This window comes from Nostoc sp. UCD121 (genome assembly GCF_014222285.1).
In the GTDB taxonomy this organism is placed as follows: domain Bacteria; phylum Cyanobacteriota; class Cyanobacteriia; order Cyanobacteriales; family Nostocaceae; genus Nostoc.
On record NZ_JACKZS010000008.1, the window covers coordinates 71,531 to 89,040 of the forward strand.

At 42.1% G+C, this 17,510-nt stretch carries 14 protein-coding genes and 1 pseudogene; 7 read left to right on the forward strand and 8 right to left on the reverse strand.

Annotated features, from left to right (window positions below; translation table 11 throughout):
- Positions 1-18: 18 nt before the first annotated feature.
- A complete protein-coding gene (locus GNF10_RS03250) occupies positions 19-3,336 on the reverse strand; it encodes an efflux RND transporter permease subunit (RefSeq protein WP_185580707.1) in 3,318 nt (1,105 codons plus the stop codon).
- Positions 3,337-4,015: 679 nt separating this feature from the next.
- Here GNF10_RS03250 and GNF10_RS03255 point away from each other — a divergent pair.
- Positions 4,016-6,361, forward strand: a complete 2,346-nt coding sequence (locus tag GNF10_RS03255) for a proprotein convertase P-domain-containing protein (RefSeq protein ID WP_185582859.1) — start codon at positions 4,016-4,018, stop codon at positions 6,359-6,361.
- A gap of 233 nt (positions 6,362-6,594) precedes the next feature.
- Here GNF10_RS03255 and GNF10_RS03260 read toward each other — a convergent pair whose 3' ends face one another.
- On the reverse strand, positions 6,595-8,247 hold the full coding sequence (locus tag GNF10_RS03260) for a mechanosensitive ion channel family protein (protein ID WP_185582857.1): 1,653 nt from the start codon (positions 8,245-8,247) through the stop codon (positions 6,595-6,597).
- Positions 8,248-8,639: 392 nt separating this feature from the next.
- Here GNF10_RS03260 and ahcY point away from each other — a divergent pair, with 392 nt between their 5' ends.
- Positions 8,640-9,917: an adenosylhomocysteinase gene (gene ahcY, locus GNF10_RS03265; protein ID WP_179071452.1), complete on the forward strand. Its 1,278-nt coding sequence runs from the start codon at positions 8,640-8,642 to the stop codon at positions 9,915-9,917.
- Positions 9,918-10,211: 294 nt separating this feature from the next.
- Positions 10,212-10,430 (forward strand): annotated as a pseudogene (locus GNF10_RS03270) (XisI protein); the annotation flags it as partial.
- Here GNF10_RS03270 and GNF10_RS03275 read toward each other — a convergent pair.
- On the reverse strand, positions 10,427-10,849 hold the full coding sequence (locus GNF10_RS03275) for an HNH endonuclease (RefSeq protein ID WP_185582855.1): 423 nt from the start codon (positions 10,847-10,849) through the stop codon (positions 10,427-10,429). The pseudogene GNF10_RS03270 and the gene GNF10_RS03275 sit on opposite strands and share 4 nt — an antisense overlap.
- Positions 10,850-10,854: 5 nt before the next feature.
- Positions 10,855-11,172 (reverse strand): hypothetical protein, encoded by a 318-nt coding sequence (locus GNF10_RS03280; protein ID WP_185582853.1) that lies wholly within the window; start codon positions 11,170-11,172, stop codon positions 10,855-10,857.
- A 1-nt stretch (position 11,173) separates the two neighbouring features.
- Between GNF10_RS03280 and GNF10_RS39460 the strand changes: the two genes are divergently transcribed.
- From GNF10_RS39460 to GNF10_RS03295, 3 genes are all read left to right on the forward strand, one after another.
- Entirely contained in the window at positions 11,174-11,284 is a 111-nt protein-coding gene (locus GNF10_RS39460; protein WP_369009406.1) for an element excision factor XisH family protein, read from the forward strand.
- 73 nt (positions 11,285-11,357) lie between these two features.
- Positions 11,358-11,597, forward strand: coding sequence for a type II toxin-antitoxin system Phd/YefM family antitoxin (locus GNF10_RS03290; protein ID WP_185582851.1), 240 nt, complete (start codon positions 11,358-11,360; stop codon positions 11,595-11,597).
- Positions 11,594-11,980, forward strand: coding sequence for a type II toxin-antitoxin system VapC family toxin (locus GNF10_RS03295; RefSeq protein WP_185582850.1), 387 nt, complete (start codon positions 11,594-11,596; stop codon positions 11,978-11,980). Before GNF10_RS03290 ends, GNF10_RS03295 begins: the two co-directional genes overlap by 4 nt.
- Before the next feature lie 186 nt (positions 11,981-12,166).
- Here GNF10_RS03295 and GNF10_RS03300 read toward each other — a convergent pair whose 3' ends face one another.
- The 3 genes from GNF10_RS03300 to GNF10_RS03310 all read right to left on the reverse strand — a co-directional run bounded on the left by GNF10_RS03300 (position 12,167) and on the right by GNF10_RS03310 (position 15,231).
- Positions 12,167-13,435, reverse strand: a complete 1,269-nt coding sequence (locus GNF10_RS03300; protein ID WP_185582848.1) for a bifunctional sterol desaturase/short chain dehydrogenase — start codon at positions 13,433-13,435, stop codon at positions 12,167-12,169.
- Between the two features lie 119 nt (positions 13,436-13,554).
- Positions 13,555-14,499, reverse strand: coding sequence for a fatty acid desaturase family protein (locus GNF10_RS03305; RefSeq protein WP_185582845.1), 945 nt, complete (start codon positions 14,497-14,499; stop codon positions 13,555-13,557).
- Between the two features lie 108 nt (positions 14,500-14,607).
- A complete protein-coding gene (locus tag GNF10_RS03310) occupies positions 14,608-15,231 on the reverse strand; it encodes a Uma2 family endonuclease (RefSeq protein WP_185582842.1) in 624 nt (207 codons plus the stop codon).
- Between the two features lie 123 nt (positions 15,232-15,354).
- Here GNF10_RS03310 and GNF10_RS03315 point away from each other — a divergent pair, with 123 nt between their 5' ends.
- On the forward strand, positions 15,355-15,603 hold the full coding sequence (locus GNF10_RS03315) for a hypothetical protein (protein WP_185592727.1): 249 nt from the start codon (positions 15,355-15,357) through the stop codon (positions 15,601-15,603).
- 232 nt (positions 15,604-15,835) lie between these two features.
- Here the strand turns inward: GNF10_RS03315 and GNF10_RS03320 are convergent.
- The coding region (locus GNF10_RS03320) for an efflux RND transporter permease subunit (RefSeq protein ID WP_221644630.1) at positions 15,836-17,510 on the reverse strand (1,675 nt) is incomplete at its 5' end.

Consider the following 17,510-nt stretch of genomic DNA (forward strand, 5'->3'; position numbering starts at 1 on the left):
GAGACAGGATAGTAAAAATCAGGTTATTCCGTCCTGCTGAGACCTAAGTTGTGTATCTGGCTGAGTTATGCCAGTAGGTAAAGTTTCATGTCCAGATCCCGAAGTTTCATTAGGATAATCCGGAGGTTTTGAGCCACCCGATCGCTTCCGAGAAAATATCGCCTGAGCTAGGGTCTTGACTAAGATATACAAAATTGGCACCAAGAACAAACTCAAGAATGTTGAAAGCAGCAACCCTCCAAAGAGCGCTGTTCCTAAAGACCAACGGCTACTGGCTCCAGCCCCTTGAGAGATCACCAAGGGCAAAAATCCTAACAGCGCTGCAAAAGAAGTCATTAAGATGGGTCGCAGACGTTCTTGTCCCGCTTTCACCGCCGCGCGTGTGTAGCTCATACCTTGCTCATGCAGCTGATTGGCAAATTCTACGACTAAAATCGCGTTTTTTGCAGCTAGACCAATCAAAGTTACTAGACCCACTTGGCAATAGATATCATCCACTACTTTGGGGAAGAGACTACCTGCCATGAAAATATTGGAACGTAGCCAAATCGCCGTCATCGCTCCCAAAACTGCTAGGGGAACTGTCAGCAAAATAATGATTGGGTCAACATAGCTTTCATACTGAGCCGCCAACACCAGAAAGACAATAACGATCGCTAAAGCAAAAATCAAGCCTGTAGCTCCCCCTGATTTCTTCTCCTGGAGATAAGTCCCTGTCCACTCATAACCAAACCCTTGAGGTAAAACCTCTGCTGCTACTTGCTCCATCGCTTTAATCGCCTCTCCAGAACTAGAACCGGAAGCAGGAGCGCCCTGGACTTTGATTGATCGGTACAAGTTATAGTGGGCGATGGTTTTCGGCCCCACAAAGGGAGTCACTTTCACCAAACTGCTCAACGGAATCATCGCCCCGTTTGCAGAGCGAACATAGAGTTTGCCAATATCATCTGGATTAGAGCGGAAAACCCCATCTGCTTGAACGTATACTCGATACTGTCGCTGTCCTTGGACAAAGTTATTTACATATTGCGACCCCAAGTAAGTTTGCAACGCTCCAAAGATGTCGTTAATCTCTACATTGAGAGCTTTGGCTTGGTTGCGGTTTACCTGAATGTCAAATTGGGGAGTGTCTGCGGTGAACTGAGTGAAAACTCGTTGTAAAACAGGCTTTTTATTTGCGGCTGCAATAAATTTTTGAGCAGTCTCAACTAGGGTTTCAATCGGCGCACTTCCAGTTCGGTCTTGAATGATAAACTCAAAACCACCTGTACTACTTAACCCTCTAACCGGAGGAGCATTCACTGCGATCGCTCTAGCTTCTGTAATTGCCGAGAGCTTTTTGTTCAGCCTCTGAAGTATGCCATAGACAGACTCAGATTCTTTAGCTCTTTCTTTCCAGGGTTTCAGGTTAGCAAAGGCAATACCTAAATTAGAAGCATTACCATCGAAACCAAAGCCACTGATCATAAAACTAGCTTTAACTTCGGGAGCTGATGTTACTTCTTTGACAACCCGATCCATAACAGATTCGGTGTACTTCAAAGAAACCCCATCTGGCCCTTGGACAATTACAAAGAAGTAACCCTGATCTTCCTCTGGAATAAACCCGGTAGGAACTGCTCTGTACATTAAAACCGTTGCTACTAAACCAGTGATGAAAACCCCAATTACAATCGGTTTGACATGAGTAAGGTAGCTAACAAACCCAACATATCGCCGTGTGAACCAAGAAAATCCCCGATTAAATTGCGTAAAGAACCAACCTAAAGGGCCCCGTGCAGTCTGAGCAGGGCGCATGAGGATAGCTGCCATACTTGGGGAGAATGTTAAAGCATTGAAGGTGGAAATGGCAATGGAGCAAGCAACGGTTAACGCAAATTGTTTGTAGACAATCCCTGTAGTGCCTGGAATGAATGCAACGGGAATGAATACCGCCATGAGTACAAGTGAAGTGGCAATGATTGCCCCAGTCAACTCCTTCATCGCTTCGACAGCCGCGTCAAAGGGCCTCATGCCCTGCTCCAGTTTGACTGCAACTGCCTCCACTACAATAATGGCATCATCAACAACGATCCCGATCGCTAAAACAAAACCAAATAAGGTCAGTGTATTAATCTGAAATCCTAAAACCAAGAGAGCCGCGCATGTCCCAATCAGGGAAACGGGGATCGCAACAGTGGGAATAATCGTAGTACGCCAATCTTGCAAAAAGACGAAAATTACCAAGACCACCAGGATAATCGCCTCAACCAAAGTGTGCAGAACTTCTTCTAAAGAAATTTCCACAAATGGAGTGGTATCAAATGCCAACTGTGCTTTTAGTCCAGGTGGAAAACTCTTCTCCAACGCTACAATCTTTTCTTCAACAGCATGAGCAACATCTAGGGCATTACTACCCGGAAGTTGATATATCCCCAAACCCACGGCTGCCTTGGGAGCATGTCCTGGGATGGTAAATTTGGCATCAGCAAGATAGTTTTCTGCTCCTAGCTCAACTCGACCGACATCTCTGACTTTAACTAGGGTGCTATTCGTAGTGCTATTGCTAGTACTATTAATGCCACCTTGACTCACCTTCAGCACCATATCTTCAAATTCAGCCGCATCTTTAAATCGACTGGTTGCCCGTAAAGCAAATTCAAAGCTTTGATTGTCTGGTGCTGGCTCCTTACCAATTGCCCCTGCGCCCACCTGAATATTTTGTTGTTGCAGGGCAGTTGTGACATCTTGAGGAGTTAATTGATGTTGGGCAAGCTTGTTGGGATCGAGCCAAAGACGCATGGCATATTTGCGTTCCCCAAAAACCCTGGCACTTCCTACACCAGGAAGTCGTTTGATTTGATCGAGAATATAAAGATCGACATAATTACTGATAAAAATGTTGTCATACTCATTATTTTCTGAGTAAAACCCATAAACCAGAAGGAGACTGCTTGATGCCGTTTCAACGGTGACACCTGTTCTTTGAACAGTATCTGGCAATTGAGGTGAAGCAAGTGCTTCTTTATTTTGAACGTTTACTTGAGCAATATCGCTATTAACATTAGTTGGGAAGGAGACAGTTATATTGCTCGAACCATCATTACCTGTGTTAGAAGATATATAAGATACATCTTTAACACCATTAATTTGTCGCTCGATAATGTTGGTGACAGTGTTTTCTGTTGTTTGAGCATCCGCACCAATATTGTTGGAGCTAACGGTGATTTGCACCGGAGCGAGATCCGGTAGCTGAGAAATTGGCAGGATGGGAATACAAATGCTTCCCAGCAGCAAGATGATAAACGTACAGACTGTAGTTAAGACTGGACGTTTGATAAAGGTGTTGACAAACATAAATCCAGGAATAAAGGAAATTTTAAAACTGGTTCGTAAGTTAGTAGCTTTTTATTAATATAAGGATTTATTAAGGTTTAGTGTTGGCGATCGCGCAAAATTGAGGATTGGGACTGGAGCATTGGTGTCAACTTAAGCCTTGGCGAATGGAATAGAGCCTCCGGCACGCTGACGCGTATGCAGGAGTACGCAGAGTACGCAGCCCTACAGGCATCCGCCTGCGCGGACTAAGGTCAAATCAAGGTTTTGAAACCCACGGAGGTGGGTTTTGTTTGTGTAGACGCGGTTTATAACCGCCCGTTTCGCTTATCTTAAGAGTGCCCTTTGACGGGTAAAGGCACGATCGCTATTTTTCAGCGAGTCAAGACTAATCACTAATTCTGGCTAAATTACAATGCAGTTTTCTGCAATCTTACATACACGTTCATGTATATGTGGATGCTAAATCTTGCATATAAGAATGCATAAAAGGTGAAGGACTAATTTTGGTAATTTTTTTATTCTGTATTTTGTGCATGAGTTTGTAACTTTAGTTATAAGCATAATCACACCAATGGGCAAAATACGAAGCTATAAGGGCTTTTACTTCTGCTTGTATTTAGTAAAAACCTAGCTATATTTATTTTCTCCAAAATACTTGAAATAACTATTTAGTTCTGATTTTGAAAAAGAGAAACTGATGTCAAATTTTGTTGGTTCGACTGGTGGTGTTACTAAAACTGGTTCAATCTATGTAGACAGTTTACTATGGGGCAGTCGTTGGAAAGTTGAAAACGACAATAGAAAAATTACTTATTCCTTTATTGATAATAAGTCTTGGGATTACAAATTCGAGAACGCCGAAATAAATGCTTTTACTAAGGCAGTACAGTCCTGGTCTAATGTGGCTAACTTCCAGCTAGAGTATTCTGGTTTTAATGATCCTCAAGCTGAGTTAACTTTTCATAGTGTTGATTCTTCTATTTTTGGTAGAGATGGTGTACTAGGTCAAGCATCGCCGCCAGGAGTATCTTTTGACCAGTTTGGGGAAGGAGATGTTCTAATTAACTGGGAGTTTTATCAAGACGATTTTGATGCAAATCTCTTAGTTGGTAGCTACTATTACAACACTTTTGTTCACGAAATTGGTCATGCTCTGGGATTAGCCCATCCTCACGATAATGGAGGAAGTTCTTCTATCTTTCCTGGTGTTGACAACGCTGAAGATGCTGGCGACTTGAATCTCAATCAGTTTGTAACGACAATCATGTCTTACGTTGATATTCAAAGTTCTTATTCTCCTGGGTATGACGCGAATTGGGGATTTGCTGCCGGGCCAATGGCATTTGATATCGCAGCCATCCAACATATTTACGGTATAAATCGGACATACAACACAGGTAATAACGTCTATTTGCTTCCATCCTCTAATGGTGCAGGAACTTATTGGTCTTCTATTTGGGATGCAGGCGGAACAGATACCATATCTGGTCAAGGGGCAAGTAATTCAGTCGTCATCAACTTGAACAATGCTACTTTGAGGAATAACGACCCTAATGCTGGCGGCTTCTTTAGTCAAGTTGTTGGCGTTAAAGGAGGATTTACGATCGCTAACTCCCAAGGAGGTATATCTGTTATTGAAAATGCCATCGGAAGCAACTTTAATGACACTCTAACGGGGAATGAATACAACAATTATCTCTCTGGCCAAGGCGGGAACGATGTCATCGATGGAAAAGCTGGAAATGACAGTCTCGATGGCGGCGCTGGCAATGACACTCTCTATGGTGGTGCTGGTAATGATACCCTCAATGGCGGTACTGGCAATAATAGTCTCTATGGCGGCACTGGCAACGATCGCTATATTATCACTAGTGATAATTACTACACTATCTATGAAAACGCTAATGAAGGTACAGATACAGTTGCGTCTTCCTTTACCTTTAACTTAGGCCCAGCTAATTTAGAAAACCTCATTCTCACAGGCACATCTGCAATCAACGGCACTGGTAACAGTCTCAACAACACAATTACAGGTAACGATGCTAACAATCAACTCAATGGTGGTGCTGGCAATGACACCCTATATGGTGGTGCTGGCAATGATAATTTAGTTGGTGATGGGGTTAACAACCAAACTAAGACCTTTAGCAATACCTCTGCTATCAATATCCCTGACTTATCCACAATTAAATCTAATCTAGCCGTCAGTGGTTTAAGTGGGTCAATTGCTGATGTCAACATCACTTTAAATATTAGCCACACTTGGGATTCTGACTTAGATGTATTCCTGATTAGTCCAACAGGCACTCGCGTTGAGTTGTTTACTGATGTAGGGAGTAGTGGAACTAATTTTACCAACACGACATTGGATGATGAGGCCGCAACATCAATTACAGTTGGGACTGCTCCTTTTACCGGCAGTTTCAAACCAGAAAAGCTGCTATCTGCTTTTGATACTCAAAACCCAAATGGAACTTGGAAACTAGAGGTCACGGATGATGAAAGTTTAATTACTGGTAGGCTTAATAGTTGGTCGCTACAATTGACAACTCAAACAGTTGATGTTGGGAATGATCTTCTTGACGCGGGTACGGGGAATGATACCCTGACCGGTGGTGCAGGCAATGACACCCTCAATGGTGGCGCTGGGATTGACACCCTCAATGCTGGTAGTGGTAATGACATCCTGGTTGGTGGTGCTGGCAACGATACACTTACAGGTAGTACAGGAAGCGATCGCTTTACTTTCAACTCTCGTAGCGAAGGAATCGACCGGATTACTGATTTTAGCGTCCTAGATGATACGATTTTTGTCTCTGCGGCTGGTTTTGCTGGAGGGCTAGTTGCTAATGCGGCGATCGCTGCTAATCAATTTTTCATTGGTTCGGCAGCAAATACAAGCAGCCAAAGATTTATTTACGACAAAGGTAATGGTTCTCTCTTCTTCGATCAAGATGGCATAGGAGCGATCGCTAAAATTCAAATTGCTACACTCAATACCGGATTGTCCCTGAGTAATGCAGATATTTTCGTTGCTGCTTAAGTATTTATGAATCATCTACGCTATAGTTTTGTATACAGCGTAGACTTAGTTAATCACAGGGGTTGCCCAAACTTAGATTTCGAGGCAACACAAGCCTTTGGGCTTAACAAGAGTGCCATTTGCTAATAGACATCTCCAGAAATTAAATATGCGTTACCCAGACCCCTTGTTTTGACGTAGCACTGCTACGTCAAAACAATTCTTTTTCGGAGATGTCTAATGAATCCAAATTTTTAATGGGCTTTGCCATTACCTTGAAAATTTAACAACTGATCGTCATTGACCCAAATCGCTTGTTGAGGTACAGAGATAGAAATTCCGGCTTTGTCTAGGGCGACTTTCAGGCGACGGCGGAACTCCCGTGCTACATCCCATTGCTTCAGGGGCTGTGTTTTAAACCATACACGAATAATCAAACCGCGATCGCCAAATTGATCTATTCCCAAAACTTGGGGCGGTTCCAAAATTTGACGCTGCCATTGCATTTCTTGATTCATCTCGAAAGCTACTGTTTCAATCAACTTCAAAGCGTGTTCTGTATCGGCTTGGTAGGCAATGGGAACCGTTAAATCGGCTCGTGACCAACGACTAGAAAGATTGGCAACAATTTTAATTTCACTATTGGGAATCGTGATCAAGCGTCCTTCGGAATCCCGCAGTTGGGTCATCCGCAGATTCAAATTTTCTACTAAGCCTCCTACGTTTCCCACATTAATCACATCGCCTAAAGCATACTGGTCTTCTAGAATAATCAGAAAACCGTTAATCGCATCTTTAATTAGGTTTTGCGAGGCCAGAGACACCGCAACACCAACCAAACTCGCACCCGCTAGCAAGGGAACGATATCTATCCCCAATGACACCAGCGCTAGCAAAAAGCCTACTCCTACGCAGATACCAGTGGCGATACTTTTAGTCACGCCAGAAAATGTGGAAACTCGCAGTTGCAGCCGTTCAGAACTTTCTGGAGTCAATAAAGCACCACTGCTAATTAGAGTGGTGGTGAAGCGGTCAATAAGGGCGTAGATGAGGCGGATCGCTACGTAAGTTACCAGGAACACAACACCTAATCGCAAAGGAAATTGGGCAGCTGTGAGAATCCCTAGCTGAAATGGTCGTGTGTAGGGAAATAGACCCAAGATAAAGAAACTTCCGCCACCCCAAATTCCAGCTTGAGTTAGCTGAAACAATCGTCTTTTGACTTCTTGGATATGCCGATGTTGCTGTTGATTTAGTTGTGTTGTAATTGGTTGAGTTGCTACTGGTGAAATTGGGGAGTTTAGGGGCCATCTAAGAGGTTGGGAGGCAATGGATTGTGCTGAATCTTTTTTGGAACGGCGCTGCCAACTATATATCCCCCAACTCATGATAATCATTGCCAGCCCTGTACCCGCAGCAATTTTACCTTGGTTGATTAAAAATTGAGTTTGTCTTTCTTGCTTTGCTTGTTGCAAGTCTTCTTGTAACGATTCCGCGATTTGATTTGCCGATGTCCATGTATCTACCTCTCGGAGTCCAGCATCCTCAGAAGTAATAGTCATCAGATATTGACCGTTGACATAAATTACTGGTAATTGGTTTACTTTGGGAATATTTACGTTGACTGCTGTTGTTGGTGGCGACTGAAAGTAATTTTGGGCAATTTTCTCCAACTTCTTTTGGATATCTTCTGAACGCTCAGGAAAGTTGGCTCTTGATGCTGCGATCTGAAATAACCGCCGACCATCTAAATAAATCCAGCCTGTAACAAGCCGATTATTTGAATCACTACTCACACTGCTGGGAGCTTGTAATTGAGGTAAAAATGGAATCTGGGCTGTGGCTTTTGGCACAGATACAACGGCTATGGCCATTGAACTGGCGATCGCCAAAAATTGAAAACGCACTCAAACACCTCCTTGAAAACAATTGACTATTGACTACTTCTATAAACATCCTCCGCAATTACTTTGAGTAGATGTGCCTATCTAAAGTTGAGGTTTTCTCTTTAGATAATGAAATTTTGATGTTGCTTAATTAGTCCTCTATCTTTAGATAGATGACAATGTACTTAGAATGAGCGAGTAAGGCTTAGAAGAGTCTTACTCTTACCAAAGATAAAACAAAAGGCAAGAACCTGGCGATGAAGTTGACATTAGGGTAATCAAACGTCAAGCTAGTTTTGAGGACTATTGACAAGTGATTTGCTTTCTTTCAAGAAAAAATCGCAAGTTGTACAATAACCTAGTAGAGTGCGTAAAATTTACGTAGCTTGTTTAATTTTTTGAGGTAACTTTTGATGACCGCAACTTCTCCCCGATTAAAGCACGAGGTTAAAGACCTCGGCCTAGCTGCCTTGGGAAGACAGCGCATTGAATGGGCTGGACGCGAAATGCCAGTTTTGAAGCAAATTCGCGATCGCTTTGCGATCGAAAAGCCTTTCGCTGGTTTACGCCTTGTAGCTTGCGCCCACATTACAACAGAAACAGCACATTTGGCGATCGCTCTGAAAGCCGGTGGTGCAGATGCGCTTTTGATTGCTAGTAACCCCTTATCAACACAAGATGACGTAGCCGCTAGCCTCGTCTTGGATCATGAAATTCCAGTCTTTGCTCAAAAAGGCGAAGATAACGAAACTTATAACCGCCACGTCCAAATAGCTTTAGATCATCGCCCCAACATCATTGTTGATGACGGTAGCGATGTGGTTGCAACTCTGGTACAACAACGCCAACACCAAATCGCTGATTTGATTGGTAGCACCGAAGAAACCACCACCGGTATCGTGCGGTTACGCGCCATGTTTAGAGAAGGCGTTCTCACCTTCCCCGCAGTTAACGTTAACGATGCGGACACCAAGCACTTCTTTGATAATCGCTATGGTACTGGGCAATCAACCCTAGATGGCATTATCCGCGCCACAAATATTTTGTTGGCTGGTAAAAACATTGTCGTCGTCGGTTATGGCTGGTGTGGTAAAGGTACAGCCCTCCGCGCCCGTGGGATGGGTGCTAACGTCATCGTCACCGAAATCGACCCCATCAAGGCAATTGAAGCCGTAATGGATGGCTTCCGCGTTCTGCCTATGGCTGAAGCTGCACCCCAAGGTGATATTTTTATCACTGTGACTGGTAACAAGCACGTCGTTCGCGGTGAACACTTCGATGTCATGAAAGACGGTGCGATCGTTTGTAACTCCGGTCACTTTGACTTGGAACTTGATTTGAAATACTTGGCTGCACAAGCTAAGGAAATCAAAGAAGTTCGTCCTTTCACCGAAGAGTACAAGTTGAAAAATGGTAAATCAGTTGTCGTTCTCGGACAAGGACGCTTGATTAACCTAGCTGCGGCTGAAGGACACCCCAGCGCAGTAATGGATATGAGTTTTGCAAACCAAGCTTTGGCTTGTGAATTCCTGGTGAAGAATAAAGGTAAGTTAGCCCCTGGTTTGCACTCAATTCCTGTTGAAGTCGATCAAGAAATTGCTCGTTTGAAGTTGCAAGCTATTGGTATCACAATTGATAGCCTAACTGCCGATCAAATTGAGTACATCAATTCTTGGACAAGTGGAACTTGATACATTGATTAATTAATTTTTTGAGGGATAAGCCCAAAAGCTTATCCCTTTTTTTATGTTTCGCGCGAAGACGCAAAGTTATGGTTAACGCCACGCTGTATTATCAGATTTTGAATTTACCAATTTCTTATGCTAATTCAGCGACACCCATTTTATATTTCTCATGCAGAGATGCAGAAAACCTGAAAGAGGAAATTTTGCACTTTTATAACTTCAGTATAAGTATTATTAAAATATAGAAAAAGTAAAAATTTATATTTCTGGAGAATAATCAATGTCAACCGATAGTTCATATATAGAATTAGCGTTTATGTAGGATGGGAAGATGAGAAACGGGTTTATGGTTGTGTTGTTCATGTAGATATTAAATATGGCAAAATCTGGATTCAGCATGATTTGACTGAGGAAGGGATAGCTCATGAATTAGTAGAGTTAGGAGTGCCAAAAACAGATATTATTTTGGGTTTTAGATCGCCTTCTCTCCGCCAGTTTACTGGTTTTGCATCTGTTTAAATTTTAGGAGGATGCCAACTTAAGCTAATCCAAATTGCCCTAGCTTGTACAATATCTTCATTGTTTAATCTTAAAGCTAAAACCGTTGCCCTTCCAGTAGCAGTTATTCCAATAATATGAGTGCCACCATTTGCCCACTGAAAATGATCTAACCATTTTTGTTGACGAGGATTAAACAAAGATACAGTTTCATTAGTTACAGGATCATTAGCAGTTATTTTTGCTCCTTTAAATTCATTGCAGCGATAACAACAAGCAGATAAATTTTCTCGTTCATCACTTCCCCCTAATGAACTAGGCAAAATATGATCCATAACTAAAGGCATACCTATTAAACGGCTAGATGTGCGACAGTATTCACATCTATATCCAGCCTCATTAATAACTTGTTGACGAACCAATTTGGGGATAGATGACACTGGGATTAATCTACTAATTGCTGAAAGTCTGGGATAGAATAGCCTTTCCACTTTAAAAGCTCATAAGAGTATGCTTTTTTCAACATTAAATAATCAGCACTTACTCGGAGTGATCGCAACAACAATCTATCTGATTCACTTAATTGATTAGTTTGATTTTTTTCCAAAAGTTGCAAATGTAGTTCTTGTTGACTTTCTGGTACTTGGCTTTGAGCAATAGTTAATAAATCATCAATCGTTAATTCTTGCATAGCGATTAATTCCCTTTGCAATTCCAGAGGTGCATAATCAACAGCAGGAGGAGCATTTGTTTGGTTACTCATAATTTTTGTAGAAAATGCTTTAGGGCAATATATCTTATATTACAACATTCTCAATCGCTTAGAAACTTACCGTCGCTTGTATCTGGCTGTTCGTCAACAAACCTACTGCTAAACCTGGAATAGTAATTGCTATAACTTAAAATTCTCAACTTGATATACTATAAATATTCCTACATACATATCTCATGTTAACTGTAACAATTGATGAAATCCAGCAAAATCTAACTAGCTATCTTCAACAAGTAGCAGCAGGGGAAAGTATTATTATCATGCAAGCAGGTAAACCTATTGCAGAAATTAAACCAGTTTCAGCCACATCTCAACAAATTAGACCTTATGGGTTATGTGCTGGTGAGTTCATTGTTCCAGATGATTTTGATAGTCCCTTACCTGAAGAGATTTTGAATAGTTTTGAAGGCAAATGAAACTCTTATTAGATACCCATATTTTCTTATGGTTTATTAGTGGCGATCAAAAATTACCAATTCATTTACAAAATAGCATTCGTGATTTAAATAATGAGGTATATTTAAGTTGCGTTTCAGTTTGGGAAGCAACTATTAAATATCAATTAAGTAAATTACCATTACCAGAATCACCTGAAATCTACCTTCCTAAACAGCGTCAGCAGCATTTAATCAGTAGTCTCAACCTAGATGAAGAAAGTGTTGCTCAACTATTGAATTTACCATTATTACATCGCGATCCTTTTGATAGGATGTTGATTTGTCAAGCTTTACAACATAATTTAACAATTTTCAGTCTAGACCCGGTAATTCGTTCCTATTCGGTCAGTGTTTTATATTAGGGTAATAATTGCTCAAAATCTGGAAGAGAATAGCCTTTCCATTTTAAAAGTGCATAAAAGTATGCTTTTTTCAAAATTAAATAATCAGCACTCACTCGGAGCGATGTGACTGGCTATTCGGTGTCGCCAAACTAAACTCCGTAGGGGCAATTCATGAATTGCCCCTACTTAAAATCAGGGTTTTGGCTATTGTTTGCGTAAGTCCTGTTCACTTTTCGCTGTCCGGCTGAAGAGTCGATAGTATAGCGATGTGCTGGTTTCCTTTAAGGGAAACAGCAGATAGGTAAGAGGATTTATTGCCACAATAATATTTCGGAAGTCTCGCCGCGCGAAAAATAAGATGGCACGAGCAACTTGCTGTGCAGACATAACACCATAGGGATTAAGTTGACTCTTAAACGGGCCAAGAATTAACTTGCGAATTACACAATCCCCATCTAAACGCTTGAGAGTAACAATATCACCTAACGCTCTTTTACTAAGTTCATAAAGTGGACTCAGTGCTGGAGAAACCTCAGCCTCAGAAGTGTTTACCCAGATTTCCTTGGTTGCTTTTGCTTGTGGCCCTGTTACAGTTGTCACAAATATATCCATCAACCGCAATGCTGAAAAGGTATTCACCTCATAAGAGGAGTTGATAGCCTCCGATGTGCGGCGGGCGTAGACATTGATTCCGTGGTTGATAATTAAAATATCTACTTTCTCTAAACTATTCCTCAGTTCGGCTTCATTACCTAATTGCCAAGGAATTACCTTCACCCCAACTTGCTCTACTAATTTTTCTGGATTAGTGGTTAATGCTACGACTTTAGCATTGTTCTTTACCAGTTCAGCCGCCAAAGCTTGCCCTAACGCTCCTGATGCTCCGGTTAAAGCTATGGTTTTACCCTTGAGAGACAGTCCTGTGCCAAGAATTTTATCCACTAGGGGAAACACACCACTGTAGTAAGCGTTGACATCATCAAAATGATGCCGCCAATGGTAAGACCGATTCACCCACCAAATGGATGGAATTGTCTCTAAAGGGCCGGGTAGATGATTGTAATCTGTATCAATTTTCCCCTGAAAATACCGCACGGATGCGCCATACAAAAAGGTGGAACCATAAGCTACTCCCAGCCATAAACCCAATTGTTGGACAATTAAGGCAACGGCGACTAATACCACCAGCAGTAGACTCGATTCTAAAATGTCGTGATAGAGTTGCGATTCTTGGTAAATTTTCATGGAAACTATCGATAAATCTCGGCGATAGGCGCTATGGTGCTTGTTGTGCCATTTAGCAAGCCAATTGACTTGGTGACACAAAGCATGATAAGTGTCTCTCAAGACCTCAGCGAGTAAGAGTGAAAAAAGTGCCCAGCTAGCAAACTGTAAGCCTGCATTTAACCAAACCCAATTAATTTGTAATCTTGCCTCAATTCCCATCAAGTTTTCAGCTAGCATTTTTATCATATTTGTCTATACTCGTTTTTATTAATCATTCTTCATGATCTGACAAAGGTGCGTTAAGGTCGAGTCTAGAGCAAATTAAAATCAAAGGGAATGGGGAATAACCCATGCCCAATGCCCAATTAGAAATTAGTTATGATATCCCAATTGACTTTCACATAGCCAGGTTCAATGTGGGTAAAGTGTTGGCTCAATTGCTGATGTGCTTTTGGCAGAGCGTGAAAGGGAATTGATGCGTACAAATGATGCTCTGCATGAAATGGCATATTCCACATGAAAAATCGCACAGGCCAAAGGGTTAAGGTTGTGCGCGTATTTGTGAGCAGATTAGCGTCAAGAGTGCAACCTGTATGTTCTGCTAGCAGAATGAAACGGAGAATCGGCTGACCGATAAGCAGGGGTAGCAGCCAATACAGGAAAAACCAAGGCTGACCAAATACAATTGAAATGGCGATCGCACTTACATAAACACCTAATTGCCATCGAGTAGAGCGAATAACTTCGGCTCGTGCGGCTTCTGGCACAAATGGAAAATCGTCAAATTGACCAATCGCCACCTGAAAATGCCCGCTTAATTTACCCCGCCACCACGGTAAACCGCTAATTATCAACAAGTATTTACCCAGATTACTCGGTTTAAGATCGGTTAGTTCGGGATCTTTGTTAGGAACGCGAGTGTAGCGATGATGCCATTTATGATAACGACGAAAGAACGTGCTGTTGTAAAATGAGAGCAAGCCGGAAAACCAAGCTACAGCATCATTTAATCGATTGTTAGCGAAAGCCGTTCTGTGAACGCATTCGTGCATCGGTGCAAACATGGAAGCCAGACTGAAGCCATAAATTACCAGTGCTGGTATGGCCAGTGACCAATTGCCAAAGTTTGTTCCCCACAGGTAGCCACTGCAAACCATGACTGTGAGGTGAAAAGCCAGTTGAACTAGCCCTTTGGAGTTGGAGCGATCGTTTAGAACACTTAACTCCTGTACACTGAGAATTTGACAGAGATTTTGCTCTTTATTAGGTTTGTCATCTAATAATTCAGATTGAATAATTGCGTCAGACATAATTTTAAGTAGGTCGGCGTGAATAGTTGCGCGTGGGTTGCCTTCTAACTTCTCAATTCTGACTGTTGACTCCTGAATTTTGATCTAATTTTAATAGACACTGTGAATTTAGCTGACTACACCAGTGCGAAAAATTTGTTCTGCGGTTAAATTCAACTCTGGGAAAGTTGGTGATTGGATACGCTCATTACCTCGAAACTTATTAATTAGATACTCACCTTCTTCCAAACAGCAAACCAAGATAGTAGGTTGTTTTGGCTTGCCAATAAATTCCCGACCACCCAATGCGGCATAGTCCACAATCCAGTATTCAGGAATTCCCATTTGTTCATAGTCAGCATATTTTTTGTGGTAATCATCACGCCAATTAGTACTCACTACCTCCACCACTAAAGGAATGGATGCAGTAAGGCTTACGGTAGATGTTTTTTTCCATAGAGGTTCATTTATTAAATTAGGCTGATTTAGGATAAGGACATCTGGTGAATAAGCTGATTCGTTTTCAAGTGGTTTGACGAATACTGTTTTTGGGATGAAATAAGGAAGATTTAAACGACTATATTCTAAAGTGATTTTTGTAGCTAAAAATCCTGTAACCTCTTCATGATCGCCTGCTGGTTGTGCCATCTCAACAATCACTCCATCATGGAGTTCATAACGTCTTTGTGGGTTGTCTGGGTACTGAGCAACAAATTCATTGAATGTAACTAGTTTGCGTAACGCTTGAGTCATGGCTTTATTCCTCTAGGCAAAACTGATATAAGCGTGAATGAGGCAGAGGGCAAGGGGAGAAAAAACTTATTCTAAGCGTATTGCAATTCTAGGGCTTGTTCAGCCTTTGAACTCCGTCAACGAGTGTTTGAACTGGATGAATCCACCTTTTATCTCCGACAACGAGTATTTGAACTGGATGAATCCACCTTTTATCTCCGACAACGAGTATTTGAACTGGATGAATCCACCTTTTATCTCCGTCAACGAGTATTTGAACTGGATGAATCCACCTTTTATCTCCGTCAACGAGTGTTTGAACTGGATGAATCCACCTTTTATCTCCGTCAACGAGTATTTGAACTGGATGAATCCACCTTTGATACTCATTAACCTAGCTCTTGTACGAAATATTCTACTTCCTTCAATCTCAAGTGCCACACTACGGCTCTTTGATGTTTGGAGGCTGTGGATTTACGATCGCAATTATGGGAAAGTTAAGCAAAGTGAACTAGCAAAAATAAATATGATACATAAAAAACTCCCCTCTAAAATGAAGGGAGTCAAGAGTTAGTGATTAAAAAGAACAAATCAACCAAGCGTTATTTGTTCAGTCGGGGGAGTTTCAAATTGGCTGTTTGCGCCAGCTACGTTTTTTCATCTTGGTTTGCCAAGATTCCATGTAGGTGTAGAAAACGGGCGTTAAATAAAGTGTGAGGAACTGCGAGAATACTAACCCCCCAACTACTGCCAAACCAAGGGGACGACGTGTATCTGCTCCGGCTCCCAAACCGAGAGCAATTGGTAAAGTTCCCATGAGTGCTGCCATTGTCGTCATCATAATTGGACGAAATCTCACCAAGCAGGCTTCATAGATAGCATCATAAGGGGTTTTGCCGTTATGACGGGCAACGATCGCAAAGTCAACCATCATAATTCCGTTTTTCTTCACAATGCCAACTAGCAGAATGATGCCGACGAAGGCGTAAATATTCAAGTCAACTTGAAACAGCAACAGGGTCAGTATTGCCCCAAATCCAGCAGAAGGTAAGCTAGAAAGGATAGTTAGCGGGTGAATGAAGTTCTCGTAGAGAATCCCCAACACGATATAAATCACCAAGATGGCAACTAGCAGTAGCAGTCCTAAACCCTGAATCGAAGATTGGAATGCCTGCGCTGAACCTTGGAAACCTGTACTAATAGTAGGTGGCAGTGTTTGACGGGCAAGTTCCTCAATTTTCCCAGTGACGTTACCTAGCGACACTCCTGGCTTCAGGTTAAAGGAGAAGGTGACAGATGCCAGTTGCCCTTTGTGGTTGATAGTTAAGGGGCCTACATCTTTGCTTAAGGTTGCTATGGCGTTGAGAGGCACAAGTTGTCCACTAGGGGCACGAACTGAGAGTAAATCTAGGGCATTGGAATTTTGCTGATATTTTGGTTCCACGCCCATAATTACTTGATACTGGCTATCGGGGGCGTAGATGGTAGAAACTTGGCGAGTACCATAAGCATTACTCAGAGCAGTTTCTATTTGATTGGCCGTCAAACCTAGAGCCGAAGCGTGGTCGCGGTTGATGTCTACTTTTACTTGCGGATTTTTGATTTGCAAATCGCTGTTGACATCCTGTAAATCTGAGAGCGATCGCAATTTCTCTTCTAAAGCTGGGGCGTACTGGTAAAGTTCCTGAATATTAGGGGTTTGCAGAGTAAATTGATACTGAGCTTTTGTCTGTTGTCCGCCCACATTAATCGCTGGGGGATTTTGTAAGAATACCTTGATTCCAGGTACAACTGACAACTTCGGTCGGAGTTCCTGCACAACTTCATCAGCACTGAGACGGCGCTCATGGCGGGGCTTGAGTTCGATTAAAAGTCGTCCCGCGTTGGCGGAAGCATTTGGCCCGCCAGCCCCGACACTGGAGTTGATGGAATCGATATTAGGATCGCGATAAGCGATCGCAGCTACAGCTTGTTGATGTTTTACCATCTCATCAAAGGATATATCCTCTGATGCCTGAGTTGTTGCTGTAATTTGCCCAACATCTGCGTTGGGAACAAACCCTTTCGGCACAATAATAAATAGATATACTGTCGCTACAAGAATCGCTCCCGAAATCACCATTGTCGTGCGGTGATACTTGAGTGATTTCTTCAAACTCCAATCGTATCCACCCAATATCACATTAAAAACGTTTTCCGAAAAGTTGTAGAGACGACGGTTAAAATTTTGAATTCGGGATTGGGGACTGGGGACTGGGGATTGGGAGTTAAGAATTTCTTCCCCTGCTTCCCCTGCTCCC